At 64.0% G+C, this 24,750-nt stretch carries 21 protein-coding genes; 12 read left to right on the forward strand and 9 right to left on the reverse strand.

Annotated elements, in window-relative coordinates; genetic code table 11:
* The first annotated feature begins 22 nt into the window (after positions 1 to 22).
* Both AC1RZR_RS28925 and fba read left to right on the forward strand, forming a co-directional pair.
* Positions 23 to 496 (forward strand): 6,7-dimethyl-8-ribityllumazine synthase, encoded by a 474-nt coding sequence (locus AC1RZR_RS28925; RefSeq protein ID WP_481826745.1) that lies wholly within the window; start codon positions 23 to 25, stop codon positions 494 to 496.
* 163 nt (positions 497 to 659) lie between these two features.
* Positions 660 to 1,724 carry a class II fructose-bisphosphate aldolase gene (gene fba / locus AC1RZR_RS28930; RefSeq protein WP_023729260.1) on the forward strand — a complete coding sequence of 355 codons (1,065 nt, stop codon included), beginning with the start codon at positions 660 to 662 and terminating at the stop codon, positions 1,722 to 1,724.
* A 60-nt stretch (positions 1,725 to 1,784) separates the two neighbouring features.
* On the opposite strand, the gene AC1RZR_RS28935 is transcribed toward fba, so the two are convergent.
* The 6 genes from AC1RZR_RS28935 to ftsZ all read right to left on the reverse strand — a co-directional run bounded on the left by AC1RZR_RS28935 (position 1,785) and on the right by ftsZ (position 10,430).
* Positions 1,785 to 3,008: a VWA domain-containing protein gene (locus AC1RZR_RS28935; protein ID WP_477273720.1), complete on the reverse strand. Its 1,224-nt coding sequence runs from the start codon at positions 3,006 to 3,008 to the stop codon at positions 1,785 to 1,787.
* Positions 3,001 to 5,250, reverse strand: coding sequence for a DUF5682 family protein (locus AC1RZR_RS28940; protein WP_481826746.1), 2,250 nt, complete (start codon positions 5,248 to 5,250; stop codon positions 3,001 to 3,003). The genes AC1RZR_RS28935 and AC1RZR_RS28940 overlap by 8 nt, the downstream gene beginning before the upstream one ends.
* Before the next feature lie 4 nt (positions 5,251 to 5,254).
* Complete coding sequence (locus tag AC1RZR_RS28945; RefSeq protein WP_111546965.1) at positions 5,255 to 6,334, reverse strand: ATP-binding protein; 1,080 nt, start codon at positions 6,332 to 6,334, stop codon at positions 5,255 to 5,257.
* A gap of 19 nt (positions 6,335 to 6,353) precedes the next feature.
* Positions 6,354 to 7,793, reverse strand: coding sequence for a DUF5691 domain-containing protein (locus AC1RZR_RS28950; protein ID WP_481826747.1), 1,440 nt, complete (start codon positions 7,791 to 7,793; stop codon positions 6,354 to 6,356).
* Positions 7,790 to 9,172: an SWIM zinc finger family protein gene (locus tag AC1RZR_RS28955; RefSeq protein ID WP_481826748.1), complete on the reverse strand. Its 1,383-nt coding sequence runs from the start codon at positions 9,170 to 9,172 to the stop codon at positions 7,790 to 7,792. Before AC1RZR_RS28955 ends, AC1RZR_RS28950 begins: the two co-directional genes overlap by 4 nt.
* Before the next feature lie 220 nt (positions 9,173 to 9,392).
* Positions 9,393 to 10,430: a cell division protein FtsZ gene (gene ftsZ, locus AC1RZR_RS28960; protein ID WP_477273710.1), complete on the reverse strand. Its 1,038-nt coding sequence runs from the start codon at positions 10,428 to 10,430 to the stop codon at positions 9,393 to 9,395.
* A 368-nt stretch (positions 10,431 to 10,798) separates the two neighbouring features.
* Here ftsZ and AC1RZR_RS28965 point away from each other — a divergent pair, with 368 nt between their 5' ends.
* Positions 10,799 to 11,497 carry a GntR family transcriptional regulator gene (locus tag AC1RZR_RS28965; RefSeq protein ID WP_481826749.1) on the forward strand — a complete coding sequence of 233 codons (699 nt, stop codon included), beginning with the start codon at positions 10,799 to 10,801 and terminating at the stop codon, positions 11,495 to 11,497.
* On the opposite strand, the gene AC1RZR_RS28970 is transcribed toward AC1RZR_RS28965, so the two are convergent.
* The gene (locus AC1RZR_RS28970; protein ID WP_481826750.1) at positions 11,494 to 12,306 is read right to left on the reverse strand and encodes a class I SAM-dependent methyltransferase; all 813 of its coding nucleotides are present in this window, start codon (positions 12,304 to 12,306) and stop codon (positions 11,494 to 11,496) included. The genes AC1RZR_RS28965 and AC1RZR_RS28970 overlap by 4 nt on opposite strands.
* Before the next feature lie 177 nt (positions 12,307 to 12,483).
* Between AC1RZR_RS28970 and AC1RZR_RS28975 the strand changes: the two genes are divergently transcribed.
* Both AC1RZR_RS28975 and AC1RZR_RS28980 read left to right on the forward strand, forming a co-directional pair.
* A complete protein-coding gene (locus AC1RZR_RS28975; RefSeq protein ID WP_481826751.1) occupies positions 12,484 to 12,702 on the forward strand; it encodes a hypothetical protein in 219 nt (72 codons plus the stop codon).
* A gap of 230 nt (positions 12,703 to 12,932) precedes the next feature.
* On the forward strand, positions 12,933 to 14,288 hold the full coding sequence (locus AC1RZR_RS28980; RefSeq protein ID WP_481826752.1) for a glutamine synthetase family protein: 1,356 nt from the start codon (positions 12,933 to 12,935) through the stop codon (positions 14,286 to 14,288).
* Positions 14,289 to 14,294: 6 nt separating this feature from the next.
* On the opposite strand, the gene AC1RZR_RS28985 is transcribed toward AC1RZR_RS28980, so the two are convergent.
* Both AC1RZR_RS28985 and AC1RZR_RS28990 read right to left on the reverse strand, forming a co-directional pair.
* Positions 14,295 to 14,984: an SDR family NAD(P)-dependent oxidoreductase gene (locus AC1RZR_RS28985; RefSeq protein WP_481826753.1), complete on the reverse strand. Its 690-nt coding sequence runs from the start codon at positions 14,982 to 14,984 to the stop codon at positions 14,295 to 14,297.
* 186 nt (positions 14,985 to 15,170) lie between these two features.
* Positions 15,171 to 16,031, reverse strand: a complete 861-nt coding sequence (locus tag AC1RZR_RS28990; protein ID WP_477273697.1) for a MurR/RpiR family transcriptional regulator — start codon at positions 16,029 to 16,031, stop codon at positions 15,171 to 15,173.
* 206 nt (positions 16,032 to 16,237) lie between these two features.
* On the opposite strand from AC1RZR_RS28990, the gene murA reads away from it, so the two are divergent.
* The 7 genes from murA to AC1RZR_RS29025 all read left to right on the forward strand — a co-directional run bounded on the left by murA (position 16,238) and on the right by AC1RZR_RS29025 (position 24,734).
* The gene (gene murA / locus AC1RZR_RS28995; protein ID WP_481826754.1) at positions 16,238 to 17,494 is read left to right on the forward strand and encodes a UDP-N-acetylglucosamine 1-carboxyvinyltransferase; all 1,257 of its coding nucleotides are present in this window, start codon (positions 16,238 to 16,240) and stop codon (positions 17,492 to 17,494) included.
* A complete protein-coding gene (locus tag AC1RZR_RS29000; protein ID WP_477273693.1) occupies positions 17,491 to 18,372 on the forward strand; it encodes a glucosamine kinase nucleotide-binding domain-containing protein in 882 nt (293 codons plus the stop codon). Before murA ends, AC1RZR_RS29000 begins: the two co-directional genes overlap by 4 nt.
* A gap of 176 nt (positions 18,373 to 18,548) precedes the next feature.
* The gene (gene murQ / locus AC1RZR_RS29005) at positions 18,549 to 19,472 is read left to right on the forward strand and encodes an N-acetylmuramic acid 6-phosphate etherase (RefSeq protein WP_481826755.1); all 924 of its coding nucleotides are present in this window, start codon (positions 18,549 to 18,551) and stop codon (positions 19,470 to 19,472) included.
* 166 nt (positions 19,473 to 19,638) lie between these two features.
* Entirely contained in the window at positions 19,639 to 21,159 is a 1,521-nt protein-coding gene (locus tag AC1RZR_RS29010) for an ABC transporter substrate-binding protein (RefSeq protein ID WP_481826756.1), read from the forward strand.
* 31 nt (positions 21,160 to 21,190) lie between these two features.
* Positions 21,191 to 22,150 (forward strand): ABC transporter permease, encoded by a 960-nt coding sequence (locus AC1RZR_RS29015; RefSeq protein WP_477273686.1) that lies wholly within the window; start codon positions 21,191 to 21,193, stop codon positions 22,148 to 22,150.
* Positions 22,150 to 22,989: an ABC transporter permease gene (locus AC1RZR_RS29020; RefSeq protein WP_477274131.1), complete on the forward strand. Its 840-nt coding sequence runs from the start codon at positions 22,150 to 22,152 to the stop codon at positions 22,987 to 22,989. Before AC1RZR_RS29015 ends, AC1RZR_RS29020 begins: the two co-directional genes overlap by 1 nt.
* The gene (locus AC1RZR_RS29025; RefSeq protein ID WP_481826757.1) at positions 22,986 to 24,734 is read left to right on the forward strand and encodes an ABC transporter ATP-binding protein; all 1,749 of its coding nucleotides are present in this window, start codon (positions 22,986 to 22,988) and stop codon (positions 24,732 to 24,734) included. Before AC1RZR_RS29020 ends, AC1RZR_RS29025 begins: the two co-directional genes overlap by 4 nt.
* Positions 24,735 to 24,750: the final 16 nt, after the last annotated feature.

Consider the following 24,750-nt stretch of genomic DNA (forward strand, 5'->3'; position numbering starts at 1 on the left):
TTCGAAACGGAAGGATGGACCCATGAATCAGCATACCCATAAAGACTATGAAACGACCCGCATCGCCGTCATTCGCGCGCGCTGGCATGCCGACATCGTCGACCAGTGCGTGCTGGCCTTCGAGGCGGAACTGGCGGAGATCGCAGGCGAGCGCTTCGCCGTCGATGTCTTCGACGTGCCCGGCGCCTACGAAATTCCGCTGCACGCCAAGACCCTGGCGGAGACCGGCCGCTATGCCGCGATCCTCGGCACCGCCTTCGTCGTCAATGGCGGCATCTACCGGCATGAATTCGTCGCCAGTGCCGTCATCGACGGCATGATGAACGTGCAATTGTCGACCGGCGTGCCGGTGCTGTCGGCGGTGCTCACCCCGCACAACTACCATGACAGCGCCGAGCATCACCGCTTCTTCTTCGAGCACTTCACCGTCAAGGGCAAGGAAGCGGCCAATGCCTGCGTGCAGATCCTGGCCGCGCGGGAATTGATCGCGGCCTGAGATCACCAAAAGAAGCCGGATTTCAGCCCTGCAACAAGAATTGCGGTCGACGAGGCCTCTTATGGTTGCGGTTGCCCTGAAATCCGGCCAGAAGCATCAGGGCCGACCGGCGACCGGTCGGCCCGCGACGTTGCGCTTGAAACCAGATACGGGAGACTATTGGGTGGCTCGCATAACACTAAGACAATTGCTCGACCACGCCGCCGAATACGGCTACGGCGTGCCCGCTTTCAACATGAACAATATGGAACAGGGCCTCGCCATCATGGAGGCCGCCGAAGAGACCAAGTCACCGGTCATCCTGCAGGCGAGCCGTGGCGCCCGCGCCTATGCCAATGACGTGGTGCTGGCCAAGCTTATCGATGCGCTGGTCGAAATCCACCCTGACATCCCGGTCTGCATGCATCTCGACCATGGCAACAACGAAGCCACCTGCGTCACCGCGATCCAGTACGGCTTCACCTCTGTGATGATGGACGGGTCGCTGAAGGAAGATGGCAAGACGCCGGCCGACTACGCCTACAATTCCGGCATCACCCGCCGTGTCGTCGACATGGCGCATTGGGGCGGCGTTTCCGTCGAAGGCGAGATCGGCGTGCTCGGCTCACTGGAGAGCGGTGGCGGCGAGCAGGAAGACGGCCACGGCGTCGAAGGCGCGATCAGCCACGACCAACTTCTGACCGACCCCGTGCAGGCTGTCGAGTTCGTCAAAGACACCCATGTCGACGCGCTGGCGGTTGCCATGGGCACCAGCCACGGCGCCTACAAATTCTCGCGCAAGCCGGACGGCGCAGTGCTGGCCATGAACGTCATCGAGGAAATCCATCGCCGGCTGCCGAACATGCATCTGGTCATGCACGGCTCGTCCTCGGTGCCGGAGGATCTGCAGGAGATCATCAACAAATATGGCGGCCAGATGAAGCCGACCTGGGGCGTGCCGGTCGAGGAGATCCAGCGCGGCATCAAGCATGGCGTGCGCAAGATCAACATCGACACCGACAACCGCATGGCGCTGACCGGCGCGATCCGCAAGGTGCTGACCGAGAACCCGAGCGAGTTCGACCCGCGCAAATATCTGACGCCGGCAATGGCGGCGATGAGGAAGCTCTGCAAGGAGCGCTTCGAGCAGTTCGGCACCGCCGGCAACGCGCAGAAGATCAAGCCGCTGCCGGTCGCCGAAATGGCCAAGCGCTACAAATCGGGCAGCCTCGACCCGAAGTTCGGCTGAGCCGGACGAACCTCTCCCAGAGTTGCCAGGATCATCCTGGCAACCCTGGTGCCGGCTGTTTCACTCCGGCGTCTCGGTCTCGGCGCGGACCAGCTTGATGTCGGCGCCGGCCGCCCATGCGCCAATATCCTCGCGCCGCAATGCCGCCGCCATCATGTCTGGAAACAGATCCGGCGTGCAGGCAAAGACCGGAATGCCGAGCGCGGCCACCGAACCCGCCATCTTTGGGTCGTAACCGGGTCTGCCCTGGTCGGTCAGCGCCAGAAGCACCACGACATTGACGCCGGAACGAACCAGCGCGGCAAGCCGCTGCAGCAATTCCTGACCGTTGCCGCCTTCATAAAGGTCGGTGATCAGCACCATGTGCGACTTGGTCGGCCGTTCGATGCGATCCGCGCAATAAGCGATGGCCTGATTGATGTCGGTTCCGCCGCCAAGCTGAACGCCGAACAGGACTTCGACGGGATCGCTGAGCTCATCTGTGAGATCGACGATGGTCGTGTCGAAGCAGACGAGCCTGGTCCGCACGACGGGTAACGAGGCCAGCACCGCGGCGAATATCGAGGCGTAGATCACCGAGCTTGCCATCGATCCTGACTGGTCGACGCACAGCACGACCTCGTCCAGATCGACCAGCCGGCGCTGCTTGCGCAAGAAGCCGACCAGCTTCTCAGGCACGATGGTTTTGTGCTCGGGCTGGTAGTGGCGGAGGTTGGCCGAGATGGTGCGCGGCCAGTCGATGTCGCGCTGGCGGGGCCGGTTGGTGCGCTGCGACCGGTCGACCGCACCGCGGATCGCCTCGGCCGTCTTCTGCTCCAGCCGCTGCATCAGCTTGGCGACGATATCGGCGATGATCGTACGCGCGATGTCCTTGGTCTTGGCCGGCATAACCGAGCGCAGCGAAATCAGGTCGGCAACGAGATTGACGTCCGCCTCGATCGCCTTGAGGAACTCCGGCTCCATCAGCATCTGCTTCAGGTTGAGGCGCTCGAAGGCATCCTTCTGGACGATCTGCACGACCTGCGCGGGAAAGAACGATCTGATATCGCCCATCCACTGCGCCACCCGCGGCGCCGAGCGGCCGAGCCCGCCGCGCCGCTTGCGCGGATCGGCGGCGGCATCGCCGGCGCCATCGCCATAGAGTGCATCGAGTGCCGCCGAAAGCCGCTTGTCAGTGTCGGAAAGAGAAGGCGATTTCTCGTCATCGGCGCCGATCGCCAGTCGCCAGCGGCGCTCCCGTCCGTCATCGGTCGACGCTTCGCCTATCTCGGCCTCGTCATCCATCGCCATTCCCGCCCATCAGCAAGGGTCCAAGCCGTTGCAGGTGACGGCGCCACGCCTCGCCACCATCCGGCGTCGGTGTAAGGCCCGCAGGTAGGCGCCTGGCGCGGCCGAGCACCGCCTCGATCAACCGCCGCCGTTCCATGGAGTCCAGATGCGAAAAGACCCGGCGCAGCAGCGGCAGATGAGCGATGAAGGCGTCCTCGTCGAGGGATACGAGCCAGGCATCGACCGCGCCGCGCAGGCCTTCATCATAGATGAGCCGTTGACCGGCGGTGCTGAAGAACCCTTCGAAGAATCCTGCCGCCTCGGCGACCGGCGTTCCCGGCGACAGGCGCCGTGCGATCAGACCCGCTGCTGCGTCGGCCGACAGATGGCCGGCTTCGTAGAGAAGATGCGCGGCACAGCCAGCTACCAATGCCGTCGATCGCGATCCATCCAGCACCGCAGCCAGTCCATTGCGCCAGGCGTCCAGCACGTCCTGTCCAGGCTCGACCAGCTTGATCGCCTCGTCGGCCTTGCGCATGGCGCCGACCAGTGTCGTGGAAGCCTGCGCATCGAGGTCGCGAGCAGCATAGGCAAGCGCGATCCCGCCTTCGATGATCAGCCGCTCCAGCAGACCGGAAAGGCGAGCCGTTTGCGTCTTGCGCGCCTCGCCATAGCGGATGATGTCGGCGAGCGGCGGCACCGATGCCAGGATTTCCAGGCATTCGCTGCTGCGCGCCGCCCGTTCCTCCAAGGCCACGAGGCCGGCCGCCGACGCTTCCGACAGGTTTGCCGTGATGGCGCCCTGAACCAGTGCGGCCATCGCATCGAGAGACGTCGCCGCGCCGATCATCTGGATCAGCCGGCCGTTGGCGGCCTTTTCAATGGTCGGGCCATAGACCAGGTTCTCGACCAGGCGAACGGCATATTCCGGCTCCCACGACAGCATCCACCGCTCGCGAAACGTGCCGCGGCTGCCGCCGCTGTCGGTCAATTTACCCCAGTGCACGCCAAGCACGTTCAGCCGGTGCAGCAATGTCGAACGAAACAGCCCGCTTTCGCTGCGCAAGTCGACCGACAGTTCGCGCTCCAGCGCCTCGGGCTTCAGCCGCGCCGTCTTCTGGTTGCGCTGCAGGTCCTCGATCAGCGGCGCCAGTGGCGTGTCGGGTGGAATTTCACCGACATCCGCGCCCAGCAGCAGTTCGGCTTCGACCAGCGCCCACAGCAGCGCTTCGCCGTTGAACAGGGCGGCGATCGCGGCGTCGCGCAATTCCTCGAAACCAGGCTTTGGCCGCTCACGGATTGCGGCCAGCGTGCGGGCCAGCCGTTCGGCTTCGATCAGCGAGGCGGTGGAGACCATATGCCCCTTCGCTCTCAGCACCGCCGCGATCATCGCGAGCCACAGCGTCGCCGCGTCGTGCCGGCCTCGCGTGCGCCACAGATGCTTGCACCAGCCGGGCGCGACGACGCCGGCGCCATAGCCGAAACCGAGCGCCAGACGCGGCCCCGTCCATGGCGCCCAGGTCATCATGCTCTTGCGCCGGGCGAGCCCCTTGAGAAGCGCCTGGTCCTCCTTCTGCGATCGCGTCGCTTGCAACGCCGGCACATGCCAGGCGCCGCAAACGACAGCGATCGGCCCATCGAATTCCTTGCGCGCGGCGGTGATTTCAAGCCGCATATGCGCTTCCCGCCTGGCCTCGAAGGCGGCAAGCGGACCTTCGCCGTCGCGCAGCGTCGTCATGGCGTCGGATATCGCAGCGAAGATGGGGCCCGGTTGCGGATTCTGCTCGATGATGTCAGACCACCAGCTCTCGCCATCCTCATAGCCGGCAGCCTGCGCCAGCGTCCCGATCGGGTCGCGCACATGCGGCGCCGTCTCGTTGTCGACGTCGGGTTCCGCTTCAGCGGCATCGGCATTTTCCGCGTCGTCGACAGGCGCAATCCGGGCCGATGAAGGCAGGTCGATGAACCGCAATGCCGCGTTGTTGCCGACAGCCCACAGGGCCGCTTGGTATTCCGGTGAGAATTCGGCGAAAGGCCAGAAGCTCGTCGAGGCCGGATCGTCTTCCGGATAGCAGAGCAGCGCCACCGGTGGCTGCATTTCGGGGCGGGCAAGCAGTGGCAGCAGCGCGGAGGCGTCAGCCGGCCCTTCGATCAGCACGGCGACCGGTTTCAACTCCTGCAACGCCTGCACAAGGCTGTCGGCGGAGCCGGGCCCGTGATGGCGTATGCCGAAATAGGAAACGTCGCTCAGCGCCATGGCCTCAGATCGCCGCGTTCAAGGCGGCGTAATAACCGGCATAGTCCGGCCGCTTCTTGAGGACCGTTTCCAGATATTCTTCCAGCACCAGTTTGTCCTGCACCGGATCCTTTATGATCGCGCCGACAAGGCTGGCCGCCAGGCCTTCGGCGCCGAGCTTGCCGCTGTCGAACCAGGCCGCCTGGCTGAGGCCGCCAACCATTGTGGCGATCGCCTCGGCCGTGGACAGCGAACCGGATGGCGTCTTCAGCGTGACCTTGCCGTCCGATGTCGCACCGGAGCGCAATTCGCGGAAGATGGTCAGCACGCGGGCGATCTCCTCGCCGACATTCTTCGGCACCGGCAGGTCGAGACCGCCAGCCATTTCGCCGACCCGCTTGGAGACGATCGCCACTTCTTCCGCCATGTCCTCGGGCAATGGCAACACGACGACATTGAAGCGGCGCTTCAGTGCCGATGACAATTCGTTGACGCCCTTGTCGCGGTTGTTGGCGGTGGCGATAATGTTGAAACCGCGCTGCGCGTAGATCGACGTGTTGAGTTCCGGGATCGGCATCATCTTTTCGGAAAGCACGGTGATCAGCGTGTCCTGCACATCGGAGCCCATGCGCGTCAGTTCCTCGAGGCGGCACAGCTTGCCGTCCTGCATGGCGCGGTAGAGCGGTGTCGGCACCAGCGCCTCCTGGCTCGGGCCTTTGGCTAGAAGCTGCGCATAGTTCCAGCCATAGCGGATCTGGTTCTCATCGGTGCCGGCGGTGCACTGCACGATCAGCGTCGAGTCGCCCATGATGGCGGCGGCGAGATGCTCCGACACCCAGGATTTCGCCGTGCCGGGAACACCGAGCAGCAACAGCGCGCGATCGGTGGCGAGCGTCGCCACGGCGGTCTCCATCAGCCGGCGCCGCCCGACATATTTCGGCGTTATCAGCGTCCCGTCGTCAGCCTTGCCGCCGAGCAGGTAAGTCAACACGGCCTTCGGCGAGAGGCTCCACCCGGCAGGTCTCTGCCGGTCGTCATTGCGTGCGAGCGCTTGCAATTCGGCGGCGTAGGCCTGCTCGACCGGGAGACGGATGGCTGCGTTCATTTGCTGTTCTCCGGATTGATCATGTGTCGGTTCCAGGCCCGGCCAGTGATGCGTTGAGACGCAGAAGACCGAGCGAAGGCGCCGCCGGAGCCATACCGGCTGCAACAACGTCCCCGATCAATTTTTCCGCCGCTGCCGCCGTGGCGAGATGGCCCATCGTTTCCAGCAGCTGGTCGACGCCTCGCTTCACGGCGTCATCGTTTCCCGCAACAGCGGAGCGCAGCGCCGGGAGCGTCTGGCCGTTTGTCAGGTCGGCCCATTCCAGCCAGCTTGCTTCGAGGCCCTCGGCCAGGTTGAGCGCACCAAGATATTGCGTGTCTTTCAGGATCAGCCTGACCAGGACACGCTTCCTGCGGCTGTCCAGACGCGGCATGAGGTGGAGGACGAAAAGCGCCGGCTTGCCGCCTTCGGCGACAAGCGTATCGGCCATATGCGTCACCGCAGCGTCGCTGCCTGAGGCGGCAACCATTCGCGCGACAAGGATATCGGCATTGTTGTCGGCGCCGAATTGCCACGCCCCGATGAAATCGGATTCGGTGACGCCGAAGCGCGCGGCAAGATCAACCAGGTTGCAGCTTTCGAACAGTTCGGCGCGGCGCCGCTCCTGTGCCGGCGATTTGAGTTTTGCCGGCGCGTAGGTGGTGCGGCGGCGGATGAAGCCGGATTTGCCTTCTGCGATGAAGGCGGCGAGTTCGGCGGTCGGATCTTCCGGCCCGCCATCACCAGGCTGGCCGTGCTCTCCCAGCCTTGCCAGCAGCCGGCCGGCCAGTTCGCGCACCTTGCCGGAACGATCGGTGGAGAGGCTCTGCAGGAACGGCACGTCATCGGTGCCGAGGCCGAAGCGCATCAGTTCGATGAGCGCGAGCCTGACCTCCGCCGGCTCGCCAGGTCCCTTGGTCTCGATCAGCATCCGGGCCGAAGCCGGTGCGGTGCGACGCATGTCGGCCAGCGCGGTACGGCGCGCGGCGGGATAGAAGTCGTCCCAGTTTTCCGCCGTCAGTTGCTCCTGGCTTGTATGTTTTTCGCCGTCCACGCCTGACTGCCAGTCGATCCAGGGCGCATAGACGTCCGGACTGTTGTGATCCGAGGCGGCAGGCATCCAGTCCATCGGATGCAGCACGAAGCCGCGGCTGGCGACGAGCGCCACGACGCGCGTCTTGCCTCTTGTGTCGCTGGCGTGTTTCAGCGCGGCTCGCAAAAGCGGCCGCAGCCGCTCCGGCAGCATCGGTAGGCCAAGTTCAGGCAGTGGCGGGCGACGCTTCAGCGTCTTCGGAGCGGCCGGCCGCAAGGCAATTTCGAGGGCCTGCGCGGCGATTGCCAGCAACCGGCGTTCGCGCTCGTCGGGGTTTGCGCTGCCGGCGATCTCCTTCCATGCGGCCGGAGCCAAATCGAAGGTGGTGCCGCCGGTGATCCAACAATCGCGCATGGTCGCCAGGCCGGTCTGCTCGCTCTCATTCATGACAGATCAAGCCTCCCGAACCCACTTTGCGCCGCCAGCAGGTCAAGCCGGCTGCCGTTCCAAAGCGCGGCCGTTGCCTTGAGGTCCAGCCCAAGCAGCGTTGGATTGACAGTGTCGGCGATCGGCAAGGCGATGCCGTGCGGATCGCCGGCGGCCTGCCACCAGGCGGCACCCCGATCGTCCAGCAGGATCGCGCCGGGTGGCAGCATGACAGGACAGTCGGTGAGCCAGGGCGCTTCGTCCTGGCGAGCAATGTGAGCCGCGAGCGGATCCGATGCGCCAAGGCTGAAATCCGGCCACTCGCCGGACGGGACGTCGCCCTTGCGATCCGCCACCAACGCCCGTAGCGGCTGACGCGCCGGATAGAAGACCAACCGGGCATCGAAACGGTCACCTGGCGTGAACGCGTTCGACCGGCGACCGGCCGACGCCGGAAAATAGTCGAGCAGGAGGGCAAATTGCGAGGTGGCGCTGTTCAGGTCGAGCAGCCAGGTCGAATGGCTGACAAGACCGTCACGGCGCGACTCGATCTTCTCGCCGAGCACCTCCCAGACGCTTTCGACCTCGATCGCATCGGGATTCGCTAGCACCTGTTCGCGGCTCTCGGAGGTCGATACGAGCCGCCTCAGTTCCGGGTCATCAGGTGCCGATCGCCAGGCCTTGGCCAGCAGCACAAGCTTGCCGAGTTCGCGGATCGCCACGTCCGGCCGTTCCTCGCTGCGCAACGCCATCAACCGTGACGGTATCTCGTCGATGCGGCTGGCAAGTGCCGTCGCCTTCATGTCGACCAGCCGCGCGGCGATCCGGCGGCAACGATCGCTGCTGTTGTCGACAAAACCGGCAAGGCCAAGCCGCAACTGGTCGGCGATCCACTGATCGAGTTCATCCAGCGCCGCCGACACGGAAGATCGCGTGTCTTCTGCCCGCTTGCGCTGCGCTGCCTCGCGGCGTTCAATCGCTGTCGCATCTTCGACAACGGCGCTTTCGTCGCGCGCGGCTTCGCCGATGCTTTTGCCGCCCACACCTTGTGTCGGTTCCACAGGTTGCGACGCGGCCTTCCTGCGGCGGCCCAGCCAATCGTTCACCCATTCCGGCGTCGACCCAGCGGCGGCAAAACCGGCTGGCGCGGTGGCGGCGATCCACATCAGCGCCAAGGTGTGTTTGCAGGGAAATTTCCGCGACGGGCAGGTGCATTTGTAGCCATGGTCGCCGGTGTCGACGACCACACGGTAGGGATTGGAGCCGGAACCCTGGCATTCCCCCCAGATGAGAGCGAGCTGTTCGTTCTTTTCGAGTCGTGGCCAGTTCGATTGCTTGGTCAATTTGGAAGCGGCGCTCAACGACGCCTGGTCGGGCGCAAGCGCCTCGATGGTTTTCAAGTCAAATTCCAAGCCGCGCCTCTCGTCGCTCGAACGAATGCCGGTTGCCAGTATAGATGGCCGTCTGTGAAGGATTCTTGTAGCAGCAGTCTGCTAGAGATCGATACAGCTGGCCACGTTAATTTGCGTCGCCAAGCTGATCTGCGGGCAATGGGCGCTGCCGTTCGGCGAACGCCCCTCGAAAAGGTATGCCTGGCGAGGATATGATGCGAGGTACGCCCTACTGGAGCGTCCGCGCTGGCGGCTGGCCGACGTGGTCGCGGGCTATGCCGGCATCGGCATCCTCGGCCCCATACGAACGGTCGAGCCCCGTCGCCACCACCGAGACCCTGAAGCGGCCTTCCATGCTCTTGTCGAAAATCGCGCCGACGATGATGTCGGCGTCCTCGTAGACCTCTTCGCGGATGCGGGTGGCGGCCTCGTCGACCTCGAACAAGGTCATGTCCCTGCCGCCCGAGATCGAGACCAGTACGCCCTTGGCGCCCTTCATCGACACTTCGTCGAGCAACGGGTTGGCGATCGCCGCTTCCGCCGCTTTCATCGCCCGGCCCTCGCCGGAGGCCTCGCCGGTTCCCATCATGGCGCGGCCCATGTCGCGCATCACCGATTTCACATCGGCGAAGTCGAGATTGATCAGGCCTTCCTTGACGATGAGGTCGGTGATGCAGCTGACGCCGGAATAGAGCACGCGGTCGGCAATGACGAACGCATCGGCGAAGGTGGTCTTGGCGTCGGCGATCCGGAACAGGTTCTGGTTCGGGATGACGATCACCGTGTCGGCGCTCTCGCGCAGCCGCTCGATGCCTTCTTCGGCCATCTGCATGCGGCGCCGGCCCTCGAAGGCGAAAGGCTTGGTGACGACGCCCACGGTCAGGATGCCGGCCTTGCGCGCCGCCTGGGCAATGATCGGAGCAGCGCCGGTTCCGGTGCCGCCGCCCATTCCGGCGGTGACGAAACACATATGCGTGCCGGCCAGATGGTCCATGATCTCGTCGAGCGATTCCTCGGCCGCGGCGCGGCCGATCTCGGGAAGCGACCCGGCGCCCAATCCTTCGGTGACATGAGCGCCAAGCTGGATCAGCCGCGTGGCCTTCGACATGGTCAGCGCCTGAGCGTCGGTGTTGGCGGCGATGAATTCGGTCCCCTGAAGCTGCTCCGCGATCATGTTGTTGACGGCATTGCCGCCGCCGCCGCCGACGCCGATAACGGTGATCTTGGGTCTCATCTCGGAGATTTCGGGCTTCTTGAACTCGGCCATGCCTGTTTCTCCTTCGCCAATCGCGCGCGCTTCACGACCCACCCGCAGACTGCCTTGGGACATTGCAATCGAGCGGCATGACGCGAATCAGTCCGTTCGGATGGGTACCTCAAAAAGCCAGAGAGCGGCCAGAGGTGCAAGTGCGGGAACGGTCAAGATTTGTGATGACGGTTTTGCACACCGTGGCACAGACGCCGGACGCCGTGGCCGGCTTTGCCAACACGGCTTGCCGCGCAATGATCGAAGCGGCTATCATGTGCTTGATAAATCGCTGACTTCGGCGTTCGTGCCGCGTTCGGCCAACCAGATTGTCTGCGGCTGATGTCGTCAGGGTCAATTTCAGAACGAATGAAGTAGCGCCCCCGCCAATGGCCGACAGAACACAATTCGGGTTGATCGCCGTCGACACCGTCCCCTTGCACGAGAAAGTCTATCTGGAGCTTGTCAGGGCCTTGATGTCCGGCCAGTTCCTGCCTGGCCAGAAGCTGACCTCACGCAAGCTCGCCAAGGAACTCGGCACCAGCGACATGCCGGTGCGCAGCGCCTTCATGCGGCTGCAGGCGCTGCGGGCGCTCAGCCCGATGCCGAACGGCAGCGTCGAAGTGCCTGTCATTTCAGCCGAACGGTTTTCACAGTTGACCGCTGTGCGGACGATCCTCGAAGGCTCGGCGACTGAACTTGCGACAAAGCTCATCAACGGCAACAATCTACGGACGATCCGACGCCACTGCACAGACCTGACTTTGGCTGCCCGCAAGGGCGATATCGACGACTATCTGCGGAAGAACCACGACTTCAAATTCTCGATCTACCGCCATTGCGGCAATGAGCAGATGATCTTCCTGATCGAGACCGTCTGGATGCAGGTCGGCCCGTTTCTGAGAAACCTGGCCATGGGTTTCGAGGACGATCTCGCCTCCATTCTCGACATCGACTACCATGAGGAAGTCGTCGCGGCGCTCGAGGCCCAGGACGGCGAGCGTGCGCGCGCGGCCATCGTTCGGGACATCGGCGAAGGCGCGACACATATCCTTCAGCAGGCCAGGTTTCCGAAAGCCAGAAACTAGGCCACAGCCATGATGACGTGGGCCTGAATTTTGGCGGCAACCTCGCCGCGGCCATGTCTGTTTGCAATCGTGGCTGCGGCGTAGTCGGTTGCAGTTTCCAGTCCTCCCGCGTCCCTGGCCTCGATTTCGCTGCGAAGAACAGTTCCCTGACAATAGGCAACGGCCGGAACGCGCGGCGAGGATGCGCGGCTTTGTTCGGCTCTCGTTTCGATCGCCACCTGGGCGAAGCCCGCGTCCTCCAGGTCGCTGTGGATCTGTGCCGTATCGTGATAGCCGTGTGGCGTGCGGGCCAGAAAACGCGGCGGATCGTTCGGGAAAATCTCTGCGAGCGCATTCGTCACATCATTGGCGAATACATTCTCCTCAATGCGATCCCAGACGTTGAACAAAAAATGGCCTCCGGGCTTCAGGACCCGCTTTGCTTCGCGGTAGCCAGATGAGCGGTCGGGAAAGAACATCGCGCCGAACTGACAACAAACGAGGTCGAAGACCGCATTTTCAAAGGGCAGTGCCAGGGCGTCCGCCTGGCGCCATGTGATGCGACTGTCGGGAGCTTGTCGCGACGCGGCGTAGTCGAGCATCGGCTGGTTGAGGTCGGTTACGACATAGCTTGCGCCACCGGACAGTTTTGGCGCCAATGCGCGGGTGACCACCCCGGTGCCGGCGGCGATTTCCAAAACGGCATTTGGCGACAAGGACGCCGCCCTTCGCGCAAGATCCGCGGCGAACGGCTCGAAAATCAACGGCACCATATAGCGGTCGTAGTTTTCCGGAATCGAGCCCGTGAACACCTTGTCCGCTTCCAGCATTGCCACCACCCACCATCCATTTAATAGCGCGCGAGACTAGCACATAATTGCCCGCTTTGATCACTTTCGACCGAGAGCATCCAGCCGTATATGGAGGCACGTCGTCGAAGCTCGCCTGCTGTCGCATGGCGGGCCGAACTCCTGTATGCTCGGCGGAAAGTGGTGGAGGTTTCTTCCATGAAACGACATCTGACCGACGAGGAAAAGACGCGCGTTCGCGACAGGTTGACGGCGGTCGAGAGCGCGAAGTATCCGGACCATATCGTTTCGGTCATGGTGAACAACGAAACCGACGACAACGGCAATCCGGTATGGTCGGTCGTCAAATCATTTGACGATAAGGAGGCTGCCTACGGGCACAGCGTGCTTATCAAGTGGCCGGGTTGCACCTGGTAATACGCACCGTTCAAATGCCACTTGGCTTTCCATACCCTTGCCTCTATATTGCGATCGCAGATCGCGCAATTGGTTTTGAAATGCCTCCCGACATCCCGGCTAGTGACTTGAAAAGATAAGAAAACCTCCGGCGGCGGTCGGATTTTGGTTTTCAAGAACTCACAAGCCATCTTTACCAGGGACTGCGTAGCCGGGAAGGTTACGGCACCTTCGAAACCAGAGGTTAGAAATTGAGCGATGCAATTGCGGACGTTTTGAACTGGCTTGAAACCCGAAACGACATCCAGAGCCTGAGGGCGGCTGTGTGCGACCTCAACGGCGTCATGCGCGGCAAGCGCATCCCGGTCGAGCAGGCGCGCAAGGCGCTCGAAGGCAAGCTGCGCATGCCTTATTCCCTGATCGGCCTCGACATCTGGGGCGAGGACATCGAAGGCAACACGCTGGTTTTCTCGACCGGCGACGCCGACGGACTTTGCCAATGGACGGGGCGCGGCATTCTGCCGGTGGCCTGGACGGCGCATCCCACCGCGCTTGTCCCACTCTGGCTCGCCGATGAAACCGGAGCGCCATATCTTGGCGATCCGCGGCGGGCGCTGGCCCGCATTCTCGACCGCTACAAGGCCCTGGGATTGACCCCGGTCGCGGCGACGGAACTCGAATTCTATCTGGTCGATCCGCAGTCGCAGCGGCCGGTCGGGCCGGTCTCACCGGTGACCGGGCGCCGTCTCGATTCCGACGCCGCGTTGTCGATCGATGAGATCGACGACTTCGAATCCTTCATCCACGACGTCTACGAAGCCTGCAGAACGCAAGGCATTCCCGTCGACACGGCCATTGCGGAAAATGGCGTCGGCCAGTTCGAGATCAACCTGAACCACGTCGCCGACGCGCTGCGGGCGGCTGACGATGCCGTGTTGTTCAAGCGCACGGTGAAGGGCATCGCCCGCAAGCACGGCTTTGCCGCCTGTTTCATGGCCAAGCCCTATGGCGACCGCGCCGGCAACGGCTTTCACGTCCATTTCAGCCTGGTCGACGCCGAGGGGCGCAACGTTTTTGACGACGGCACGGATCAGGGCTCGGAAATCATGCGCCATGCGGTCGGCGGCCTTCTCGCGGCGATGGCCGAGAGCACGCTGGTGTTCGCACCGCACTTCAATTCATACCGCAGGCTGCGTCCGAGATCCTACGCGCCGACCGCCGTGGCCTGGGGCTATGAGAACCGCATGGTCGCGATCCGCATTCCCGGCGGTCCGACGGGTGCGCGTCGCATCGAGCATCGCGTTTCGGGCGCGGATGCCAATCCCTATCTGGTGCTTGCCGCCATATTGGGCGCCGCGCTGATCGGCATTGAAAGACAGATGTCGCCCGGCGACCCGACCGGCAGCGACGGGCAAGGGATTGTGCCGGCCAAGCTGCCGCCCGACTGGGCGTCGGCAATTGCGGCCTTTGAAAGCGGGACACATGTGGCTGAGATCTTTCCGGCAATCCTGCGCGACTCTTTCATCGCCTGCAAACGCCAGGAGTTGAATACGTTCGCCCTCAATGTCAGCGATTTCGAGATCGAGACATATCTCGAAAGCGTCTAGGTTCGACTAGAACGCCTCAACCCACGGCCTGAGCTCGACTTCGAAGCTCCAAGCGCTGCGGTGCTGACGATGGACCGCGAGATAGGCCTCGGCGATCGCGTCTGGCGACAGGCGGTGGTCCGGCCTGTCGGGACCGGCTGCCTGTCCGGGCGGCTCGATCTGACCGTCAATGATGAAATGCGCGACATGAATGTTTTTGGGCGCAAGCTCGCGGGCCATGGATTGCGCCAGTCCGCGCAGGCCGAATTTCGGCATGGCAAAGCCGGCCGAGCCGGAAAACCCCTTGAGGCTGGCGGTGGCACCGGTGAACAGCATCGATCCCGAGCCCCGCGCCAGCAGCCGCCGAGCCGCCTGCTGGCCGACCAGGAAGCCGCCATAAGCGCCGACCAACAGCGCCTGCCTGACCGCATCGGGATCGAGATCGGCGATCGGGCCGCGCGTGCGCCCGCTGGCGTTGAACACCGCAAGTGCAAGCGGACCGGCCTTGTCGGCGGCGTCGAACAAATTTGCAACGGAAGCTGGATCGGCGACGTCCGTCTTGACGGCCAGTGCGCCGGTCTCGTCGACCAGGGCGCGGAGCTTCTCGACGTCGCGGGCCGCCAGAACCACACGGAAGCCCTCTCTCGTGAGAAGACGCGCAAGCGAGGCGCTCAGGCCAGCGCCCGCACCTGCAATGACGGCCACATCGGATGTCATGATTTTTTCCTCCGGTGTTTCGCAACGTCGCGCCTTCGGCGACAAGAGGCAAGAAAAGCCTTTGCTGCGATTTTGGTGTCAGGTGGATGTGGATACCAAAAGCCGCACGTGCAAGCCTCAGGCAGATCGCGGGAGAGGCAGGCTCAATTCAAGATGACGGCGGGAATGCCCTCCGTCCTGAGCAAACTACGAAGACCGATCGGCCTTCAGCACCGAGACCGCCACTTCGCTGTTGTGAACATACTCGTTGGCGTCCGGCTGCTTCTGCACCAGCAGGATGAACAGCAGGTCGGTCAGCGTCAGCTGCGCGTCGCGCGCGGTGATCGATGAGGAGCGCGCACGCTCCTCGTCGGCGATGGTGTAGAGGCAGATGTCGGCAACCCGGCTCAGCGGATTGTCGTGCAGGCCGGTGACAGCGATCACCGTCGTGCCGCGCTTGCGGGCAAGCTCGGCGATGCGCAAGGTTTCGATGCTGGCGCCGGAATAGGAGAGTGCAAACAGCACATCGCCAGGCCCGAGCGTCGAGACATTGGCCATCTGGACGTGGCTGTCGCTGTCATGCAGCACATTGCGGCCGAGCTTCATCAGCTTGTAGGAGAAATCGCGCGCCACCAGCGAGGAGGCGCCGACACCGACCAGATGGATGCGGCGCGCGCCATCCAATAGTTCCAGCGCCCTGGAAATGATCCGCTCGGTGTTGGCGGCGACGGTCCGCTGTATCGACAGAAGCTTGCTGCCGACCAGCTTTTTCAGAATAACCTGGTAGCTGTCGCCGACCTCGATCGAACCGTGGATCACGCCGGCCGGCACTTGCCATTCCTGCGCCTTGGCCTCGCTGACGGCGAGCTTGAGCTCCTGGTAGCTGGCATAGCCGAGCTTCTGGCTGAACTTGACGACGCTCGACTGGCTGCGTCCAATCTCGGCCGCAAGTGCCGCCGTCGACAAACGCAGCATCTGGTCGGGATTGTCGACGATGTACTGGCCGATCTCACGATCGCCAGGCGCCATGCCGTCGAGCTTCGCATTGATCCTGTTCAGAACGGACACGGGATTCCCTATACGCGTTTCAGGCCGGCAAGCCGCACAGTCAACCCGGGCTGACCGCGTGCCACGATAGGAATAAAATATTCCAATTCTGATTGACAGCCAAGAACGCACAATTAATTCTCGACCTGGACCCAAGCCAATCCAGGATTCGGAGCAGGACTCCGGAGCGAGACGGCGGCCCGGCTCCGCGCACAAGGTTTCAGCCCATGGACAGACTGCGGATCGTCGGCGGACAAAGACTGGAAGGCGCGGTCACCATATCCGGCGCCAAGAACGCCGCCCTGCCGCAGATCGCGGCGGCCCTGCTCAGCCCCTACCCGCTCGAACTGACCAACCTGCCCGATGTGACCGATATCGAAAACATGCTCGGCGTGGTGCGGCTGCACGGCGCCGAAGTGACGCGCTCGGCCCATGCCGCGACGATCGACACCAGCTCCGCCGTTTCCAAGGAGACGTCCTACGACACGGTGCGAAAAATGCGGGCGACGGTGCTCGTGCTGGCGCCACTGCTGGCCCGGTTCGGCCATGCGCGGGTTTCGCTGCCGGGCGGCTGCGCGATCGGCGCGCGGCCGGTCGACATGCATGTCGCGGCGCTCGCAGCACTGGGCGCCAGGATAGCCATCGAAAACGGCTCGATCGTCGCGTCAGTGCCGAACGGGCTGACCGGCACGCGCATCGTCTTGAGCTCGCCGTCGGTCGGGGCAACGGAAACTGCCATGATGGCGGCGACCATGGCCAAGGGCGAAACCGAAATCCTCAACGCGTCGCGCGAGCCCGAAGTGGCCGATCTCGCCGCGTGTCTCAACACCATGGGCGCGCGCATCGAAGGCGCCGGCACGCACCGCATCCTGATCGCTGGCGACACGACCTGGCAGGCTGCCAGGCACGACATTATCCCGGACCGGATCGAGGCCGGCACCTATGCCATCGCCGCGGCGATTACCGGCGGACAGCTCGAACTGACGCATGCCCGGCTCGAACATATGGCCTCGGTGGTGCAACTGCTGGAGGCCACCGGTGTCAGCGTCTGGCCGGGCGACCGCGGGCTCATCGTGTCCCGCGACCGGCCGCTCAAGGCGGTCGACCTCACGACGGAACCCTATCCGGGGTTTCCGACCGATCTGCAGGCGCAGTTCATGGCGCTGATGTGTTGCGCCGACGGCGCGTCGCTGTTGCGTGAAACGATCTTCGAAAACCGCTTCATGCATGTTCCCGAACTGATGCGGCTCGGCGCCAACATCAAGCTGCAGGGCACCACGGCGCTGGTGCGTGGTGGCGAGAAACTGCATGGCGCTCCGGTGATGGCCACCGACCTGCGTGCTTCGGTGTCGCTGGTGCTGGCGGCGCTGGTGTGCGAGGGCGAGACGACCATCAACCGGGTCTATCACCTCGACCGTGGCTATGAGCAGTTGGATCGCAAGCTCCGCCTGTGCGGCGCCGACATCGAGCGGCTGAGCGCATGAGTGGCGCGGATCATTATTTTCTCGGTGTCGACGGCGGCGGCACCGGCTGCCGGGCGCGCATCGAGGATGCCCAGGGAAACGTGCTGGGACAGGGCCTGTCGGGCCCGGCGACAACCCGGCTCGGCATCGACGCTGCCTGGGCCTCGATTGCGAAAGCTTTCGGGACGGCGATCGAAGAGGCAGGGTTCGGACCCGCCGAGACCGCCCGCATCAGCGCCGGCATTGGCCTTGCCGGCATCGGCCGCAAGGGCGCGCTGGAAGTGTTGCGGGCGATTGCGCATCCATTTGCCAGCATCGATTTCGTCAGCGACGGCGTCGGTGCCTGCCTTGGCGCCCATTCCGGCCAGGACGGCGCCATCGTCATTGCCGGCACCGGCTCGATCGGCCTCGGCTTTGTCGACGGCCGCGACCTGCGCGTCGGCGGCTACGGGTTTCCGATCTCCGACGAAGGCAGCGGCGCCGATCTTGGATTGAGGGCCGTGCAACTGGCCTTGCGCGCCCATGACGGCCGGCACGAGCGGACAGCGTTGCTGGCCGAGGTGATGCAGCGCTTCGAAGGCGACCCGATGGAAGCGGTCGCCTGGATGGACCGCGCCAGCGCCACGGACTACGCGGTCCTCGCGCCGATGGTGATGCGCCATGCCGACCAGGGCGATCCGATCGGGCGGCGCATCGTGCAAAGTGCGGCCGAGCAGATCGACACGCTGGTGCGGGTGCTGTTCGAGCAGGGCGCGCCGCGCGTGACCTTGCTGGGCGGCCTGTCCAGCCCGCTCGAGCCATGGCTCGCCCCCGATGTGAGGCGCCGCCTGAAGCCGGCTGACGGCGACGCCGTCTCGGGCGCGATCATCCTCGCAAAACGGTCCTGCGGCGGGCGATAGCGCTCTGTCCACATAGGAATAATATATTCCATATGTCTGTTGACGATGCGAATAATCAATTCTAAAAAGTTAACAAAAGAAACAGGTAGCGAGAACGGACCCAGGTCCGTGCGCGCAGGTGCCGGTCAAGGAGCCATGCTCGACGCCGGCCGTGCAGCATGATTTGAAAGCAAGAGATGACCGAACAAGGGTTGATGTCCGAGCTGGACCGGCTGGTTTCCGAAGGCCGGAACCCAAGGACGATGGACATCGACCTGCTGCCGACCATCGACGTGCTGCGCAAGATCAACGACGAAGACAGGGCTGTCCCGGCGGCGGTCAAGAAGGTCGTGCCGGAAATCGCGGCCGCGGTGGACCGCATCGTGCTTGCCTTCCAGAATGGCGCGCGGCTGATCTATATGGGCGCCGGCACCAGCGGCCGGCTCGGGGTTCTCGACGCTTCGGAGTGTCCGCCGACGTTCGGCGTGCCCGAAGGCATGGTCGTCGGCCTGATCGCCGGCGGGCCCGACGCCCTGGTGCGGTCGACGGAAGGCGCCGAGGACGATCCGAAAATGGGCGCGAAGGCGCTGCAGGAGATCGGGCTTACGTCAGACGATGTGGTGGTCGGCATCGCCGTCAGTGGGCGCACACCCTATGTCATCGGCGGGCTGAACTATGCCAGGCAAGTGGGCGCAACGACGGTCGCCCTATCCTGCAATCCCTCCTCGACCATTGCCGGCATCGCCGACATTGCCATCTCGCCGGTTGTCGGTCCGGAAGTGCTCACCGGCTCGACCCGGCTGAAGTCGGGAACCGCGCAGAAGCTGGTGCTCAACATGCTGACCACCGCCAGCATGGTCCGCATCGGCAAGAGCTACCAGAACCTGATGGTCGACCTTAACCCCTCAAACAAGAAGCTCGTCGCCAGGGCGATCCGGATAGTCATGCAGACGACCGGCTGCACGGCACAGCAGGCAAAACACGTGCTCGGCAAGACCGGCAATGATGTGAAGCTGGCGATCCTGGTGACGATCACCGGCATGGGCGTCGAGGAGGCGCGAGCGGCTCTCGGCAGGGCCGGAGGCTTCCTGCGAAAGGCAATCAGCAACGCGACAGCATGAAGCTGCATGAACACGACGGCAGGGCCGTATGGGACAAGACGGCAAAGCCGCTTGAGACAAGACGGCGTGAAGCCGCATAGACTGGGCCGATACTCCAAACCATGTGTGTCTGGAAGCGGTCCGCAGAAACTGCAAGGCATCAAGTTCAATCAGATGGGAGACGAGAATGGTTCACCTCACAAGAAAGCTGCTGTCAGGCATCACGCTGGCCGCGATGCTCGGCCTGGCCGCGGTTTCAACGCAGGCGAATGCTGCGACGCTGCATATGGCCTGGTCGCAGGACGCGACCGGGCTCGACCCGCACAAGCAGACGGCCTTTTCGTCGCTGCGGCTGCTCGAGCTGATCTATGAGCCGTTGGTGCGGGTCGACGCCAGCCTGCAGATCATCCCGGCCATCGCCACCTCCTGGGAATTCTCCAAGGATGGCAAGGAGCTGACCTTCAAGCTCGATCCCAAGGCGAAATTCCAGGACGGCACGGCTGTGACCCCGGCCGACGTCAAGGCATCGTTCGAGCGCATCCTCGACGAGAAGACGGGCGCGGCCGCGCGCGCCAACTTCCTGTCGATCGCCAGCATCGACACGCCCGATGCGACGACCGTCGTGTTTCATCTGTCGCAGCCGGATGCGCCGATCCTGACGGCGATGAGCGACGTCAACGCAGCCATCGTACCGGCAAGCGAAATCAAGGCCGGCTCGATCGGCACCAAGGCGGTCGGCTCAGGACCCTTCAAGCTCGACAAATGGGACCCCAATGCCAAGGAGGTGCTGAGCGCCAACAAGGACTGGGCGGGCGGCGCGACCGGCGTCGACGGCATCGAGATCAGCGTGCTTCCCGACGAAGCCGCGATCCTGGCCGCCATGCGCACCAAGCAGATCGATTTCGCGCTGCTCAACGACCCGCTCGTCGCCACGCTGGTGCCGAAGGAAGCCAGCCTGCAACTGAACCGGGTGCCGGTTCTGTCCTACCACGTGCTGCAGCTCAATCCGTCGCGCAAACCGATGACCGAGCTCAAGGTGCGCCAGGCCATCTCCTGCGCCATCGACCGGCAGGAGGTGCTGGACACCGCTTCACTCGGCGAAGGCAAGGTCACCGGGCCGCTGACCATCCCGGCGCTGGCGACCGATCCGAGCCAGCTGTTCTGCTACAAGCGCGACGTCGAAAAGGCCAAGAAGCTGATGTCCGAGGCCGGTTATGCCGACGGCTTTGCGGCGACGGTGATCGGCGCCACCGGCGAGCCGCCGACGGCGGCGGCGGAAGCCCAGGTCATCCAGTCGCAGCTGGCCGAAATCGGCGTCAAGCTCGACATCAAGATGATGGAGCTCAACGTCTATGTCGACGCCTGGCTGAAGGGCGACTTCGACATGGCCATCGCGCTCAACGGCGGCCGCGCCGACCCCTACACCATGTACAACCGCTACTGGACCAAATCAGGCAATTTGCAGAAGGTGGCGAACTACATCGACGACACGCTCGACAGCCTGATGCAGAAAGGCCGCGCCGAGACCGACCCGGCAAAACGCAAGGTGATCTTCGCCGAGTTCGAGAAGCATCTCGCCGAGATGTCGCCATGGATCTGGCTCTACACCTCGTACAGCTATACGGCGCAGCAGAAGAACATTGCGGGGTTCGTGCCGACGCCGACGGGCACGCTGTTCAGCCTGAGCAAGGTGACCATCCAGCAGTAGCCGCCGGCATTGGACGAGAGGTACTCTTCGCGTGAATTATCTGATGCGACGACTGGCGACGTTTCCTCTCGTCCTGCTTGGCGTGTCCATCCTGGTCTTCGTTGCGATCCGGATGGTGCCGGGCGATTCGATCACGGCAATGCTGGGGACCGAAGCCGGCCTGCTGACGCCGGCGCAACGCGACTCGCTCGCCGCCTACTTCGGCATCGACCAGCCCTGGTTCGTCCAGTACTGGCGCTGGATAGGCGGCATCCTGCACGGCAATCTCGGCATCTCGGTCACCTATGGCCGGCCGGTGCTCGACGTCATCCTCGAGCGCTTCCCGCTGACGCTCGAACTGGCCATCCTGTCGATGATCATCGCGCTTGCCGTGGGCATGCCGGCGGGGATCTTTGCCGCCACGCACAATGAGAAACTATCGGATCTCGGCGTGCGCATCGCCGCGATGATCGGCCAGTCGACGCCGAGCTTCGTGCTTGGCCTGCTGATCATCTACGCGCTGTCGGCCGGCTTCGGCGTGCTGCCGGCGATGGGTGAATTCGCGCCGCTGTGGCAGGCTCCCTTGCGCAATCTCAGCCAGCTTATCCTGCCCGCCATCACGCTCGGCTTCGCCTTCGCCGCGTCGGTCACCCGCATCTCGCGCTCGGCAATGCTCGACGTGCTGAGCGACGACTATGTCCGCACCGCGCGCAGCAAGGGCGCCTCGGCGCGCAGTGTCATCTGGCGGCACGCCCTGCCCAATGCGCTGATCCCTGTCGTGACCCTCAGCGGCATAGAATTCGGCTACCTGCTGGGCGGCGCCGTCATCGTCGAGCAGATCTACGCCCTGCCGGGGCTTGGACGCATGGTGCTCGACGCAATCCTGCAGCGCGATTACGCGCTGGTGCAAGGCAGCGTGCTGTTCATCGCCTTCAACTTCATGATCGTCAATCTCCTGGTCGACCTCGCCTATGTCGCGCTCGATCCGCGCATCCGTCTGGGAGAGCCATGATGCGCATCCTGCGCGCCATCTTCGGCCACGGCAGCGGCCGCATCGGCGGCATCATCGTCGGCGCCTATCTGTTGATCGCCATCCTCGGCATGCTGGGGCTGACGCCGCACAATCCCATCACGCAATACAGGGTCGACAGGCTGCATGCACCCAACGGCGCTTACTGGATGGGCACCGACCTGTTCGGCCGCGACGTGGCCAGCCGGCTGATGGCGGGCGTCGGCCAATCCTTCACCGTTGCCTTCTTCTCGGTGGCCTTCGCGACGCTTGCCGGCACCGTGCTGGGGCTGGCCGCCGCCTGGCTCGGACGCCGCTGGGACGGCGTTGTGATGCGGATCATGGATGTGCTGCTGGCCTTCCCGGCAATCCTTCTGGCGCTGCTCATCGTCACCGTCGCCGGGCCGGGCACCTGGACCAGCGTCGTTGCCATCGGCATCGTCTATACGCCGATCTTCACCCGCGTGGTGCGTGGCCCTGCTTTGTCGCTCAAGGCGCGCGAATTCGTCGACGCCGCGCGCACCTTCGGCAGCAGTTCGAGCTACATCGTGACGCGGCATCTGCTGCTCAATCTGGTGGCGCCATTGACCGTCCAGGTGACGCTGGCGCTGGCCTGGGCGCTACTGACGGAAGCGGGCCTGAGCTTCCTGGGGCTCGGCACGCAGCCGCCCGCCGCCTCGCTCGGCCTGATGCTGAGCGACAGCCGCAATCTGATGGAGACGGCGCCCTGGCTGATGATCTCCCCGGGTCTGGCGATCATGATCAGCATCCTCGGCTTCAATCTGCTTGGTGACGCCTTGCGCGATATCCTCGACCCGAAGATGCGGAGGGCGCCGGCATGACCCCGCTGCTGTCCGTTGCGGATCTGCGCGTCGGCTTCGGCCGCAATCCGCAAGCCAATGAGGTGGTGCGCGGCGTCAGCTTCGACCTCGCCGACGGCGAGACGCTGGCCATCGTTGGCGAGAGCGGCTCGGGCAAATCCGTCACCGCACTGTCGATCAACCGCCTCATCGATTTTGGCGGTGGTCGCATCACCGGTGGCACCATGAAGCTGAAACGGGCCGACGGCAGCGTCTTCGACCTGATGACCGCGACCGAGCCGCAGCTGACCGGCATTCGCGGCGCCGAGATCGGCATGATCTTCCAGGAGCCGATGACCTCGCTCAACCCGGTGCTGACCATCGGCAGGCAGATCGAGGAATCGTTTCGCCTGCACCGTGGGCTGACCGGAAGACAAGCAACCGCAGCGGCCAGGGATGCGCTCGACCGCGTGCGCATTCCCGATGCCGCGCGGCGACTGAAATACACACCCAACCAGCTGTCAGGCGGCATGCTGCAGCGGGTGATGATCGCCATTGCGCTGGCCTGCAATCCACGCCTGCTCATCGCCGACGAGCCGACGACGGCGCTCGACGTGACGGTGCAGGCGCAGATCATGGCGCTGCTGGCCGAGCTGAAGCGGGAAACCGGCATGTCGATGATTTTCATCACCCACGACATCGGCCTGGTTGCCGGTATCGCCGACAAGGTGATGGTGATGCAGAACGGCCAGGCCGTGGAGCAAGGTGAACTGAACCAGATCCTCGACACTCCGCAGCATCCCTATACGCAGCATCTGCTGCATGCCGTGCCGCATTTCGCCAACGGCAGCGCGACGCGCGCGGACGGGCAGCGCGACAAGGACGCAAGCACGGAACCGGCCCTGAAGGTCGATAACCTGGTTGTACGATTTCCCCTCAAGAGCAGTTTCTTCAGCCGCGCCACCGGCGCGGTGCATGCCGTGGATGGCATCGACTTCGACCTGATGCCAGGTGAAACACTGGCCATCGTCGGCGAGAGCGGTTCGGGCAAATCAACCACAGCGCGCGCCGTCCTGGGGCTGGTGCGGTCGACACGCGGCAGCTTCTCGGTCGGCGTGCGAAAGGCTTCGGCCGAGCAGAGCGCCCTGCCCGTGCAGATGGTGTTCCAGAACCCCTATGCCTCGCTCAATCCAAGGCTGACCATCGAGAGCATTCTGGCCGAACCGGTGATCGCCACCGGTGGCCGGGTGAAGGCTGAAACGCGAGCCAGGATGGTGAGCCTGCTGGAACGCGTCGGCCTGCCAAAGAACAGTCTGGAGCGCTATCCGCACGAATTCTCCGGCGGCCAACGGCAAAGGCTGTGCATTGCCCGCGCGCTGATGCTCAACCCGTCCGTCGTGGTTCTCGACGAAGCGGTGTCCGCGCTCGATGTCTCGGTGCAGGCCAAGGTGCTGGAGTTGCTGGTCGACCTGCAGCGCGAGTTTGGCCTCGCCTACCTATTCATCTCGCACGACATGGCTGTCGTCGAACGGATCGCTCATCGCATCGCCGTCATCTATGCCGGCCAGATCGTCGAGATCGGCGACGCGGCCTCGGTGCTGTCGAAGCCGAAGCATTCCTATACGAAGAAGCTCATCGCCGCCGTTCCGACCATCGACCGCCGCCACGAACATTTCGAACTCGACACGCGCCAGGTTCCCTCGCTGGTGCGCCCGCAGGGGTTTGAGCCGGCGCCGGCGAGATGGGAGCAGTTTGGGCCTGATCATCGCGCGAGGGCGGAGGCGTGATGGCTGGCGGGACACA

The organism is Mesorhizobium bavaricum (assembly GCF_056781655.1).

Excerpts from the sequence above, each read along its gene's own strand:
- ftsZ (WP_477273710.1), bottom strand. The coding sequence starts at position 10,430 with ATGGCCGAGTTCAAGAAGCCCGAAATCTCCGAGATGAGACCCAAGATC.
- AC1RZR_RS28935 (WP_477273720.1), bottom strand. The coding sequence starts at position 3,008 with ATGGATGACGAGGCCGAGATAGGCGAAGCGTCGACCGATGACGGACGG.
- AC1RZR_RS28985 (WP_481826753.1), bottom strand. The coding sequence starts at position 14,984 with ATGACATCCGATGTGGCCGTCATTGCAGGTGCGGGCGCTGGCCTGAGC.
- AC1RZR_RS29010 (WP_481826756.1), top strand. The coding sequence starts at position 19,639 with ATGGTTCACCTCACAAGAAAGCTGCTGTCAGGCATCACGCTGGCCGCG.
- AC1RZR_RS28940 (WP_481826746.1), bottom strand. The coding sequence starts at position 5,250 with ATGGCGCTGAGCGACGTTTCCTATTTCGGCATACGCCATCACGGGCCC.
- AC1RZR_RS29000 (WP_477273693.1), top strand. The coding sequence starts at position 17,491 with ATGAGTGGCGCGGATCATTATTTTCTCGGTGTCGACGGCGGCGGCACC.
- AC1RZR_RS28950 (WP_481826747.1), bottom strand. The coding sequence starts at position 7,793 with ATGAATGAGAGCGAGCAGACCGGCCTGGCGACCATGCGCGATTGTTGG.
- AC1RZR_RS28945 (WP_111546965.1), bottom strand. The coding sequence starts at position 6,334 with ATGAACGCAGCCATCCGTCTCCCGGTCGAGCAGGCCTACGCCGCCGAA.
- AC1RZR_RS28965 (WP_481826749.1), top strand. The coding sequence starts at position 10,799 with ATGGCCGACAGAACACAATTCGGGTTGATCGCCGTCGACACCGTCCCC.
- AC1RZR_RS28975 (WP_481826751.1), top strand. The coding sequence starts at position 12,484 with ATGAAACGACATCTGACCGACGAGGAAAAGACGCGCGTTCGCGACAGG.
- AC1RZR_RS29020 (WP_477274131.1), top strand. The coding sequence starts at position 22,150 with ATGCGCATCCTGCGCGCCATCTTCGGCCACGGCAGCGGCCGCATCGGC.
- murA (WP_481826754.1), top strand. The coding sequence starts at position 16,238 with ATGGACAGACTGCGGATCGTCGGCGGACAAAGACTGGAAGGCGCGGTC.
- AC1RZR_RS28925 (WP_481826745.1), top strand. The coding sequence starts at position 23 with ATGAATCAGCATACCCATAAAGACTATGAAACGACCCGCATCGCCGTC.
- AC1RZR_RS29025 (WP_481826757.1), top strand. The coding sequence starts at position 22,986 with ATGACCCCGCTGCTGTCCGTTGCGGATCTGCGCGTCGGCTTCGGCCGC.
- AC1RZR_RS28970 (WP_481826750.1), bottom strand. The coding sequence starts at position 12,306 with ATGCTGGAAGCGGACAAGGTGTTCACGGGCTCGATTCCGGAAAACTAC.
- murQ (WP_481826755.1), top strand. The coding sequence starts at position 18,549 with ATGACCGAACAAGGGTTGATGTCCGAGCTGGACCGGCTGGTTTCCGAA.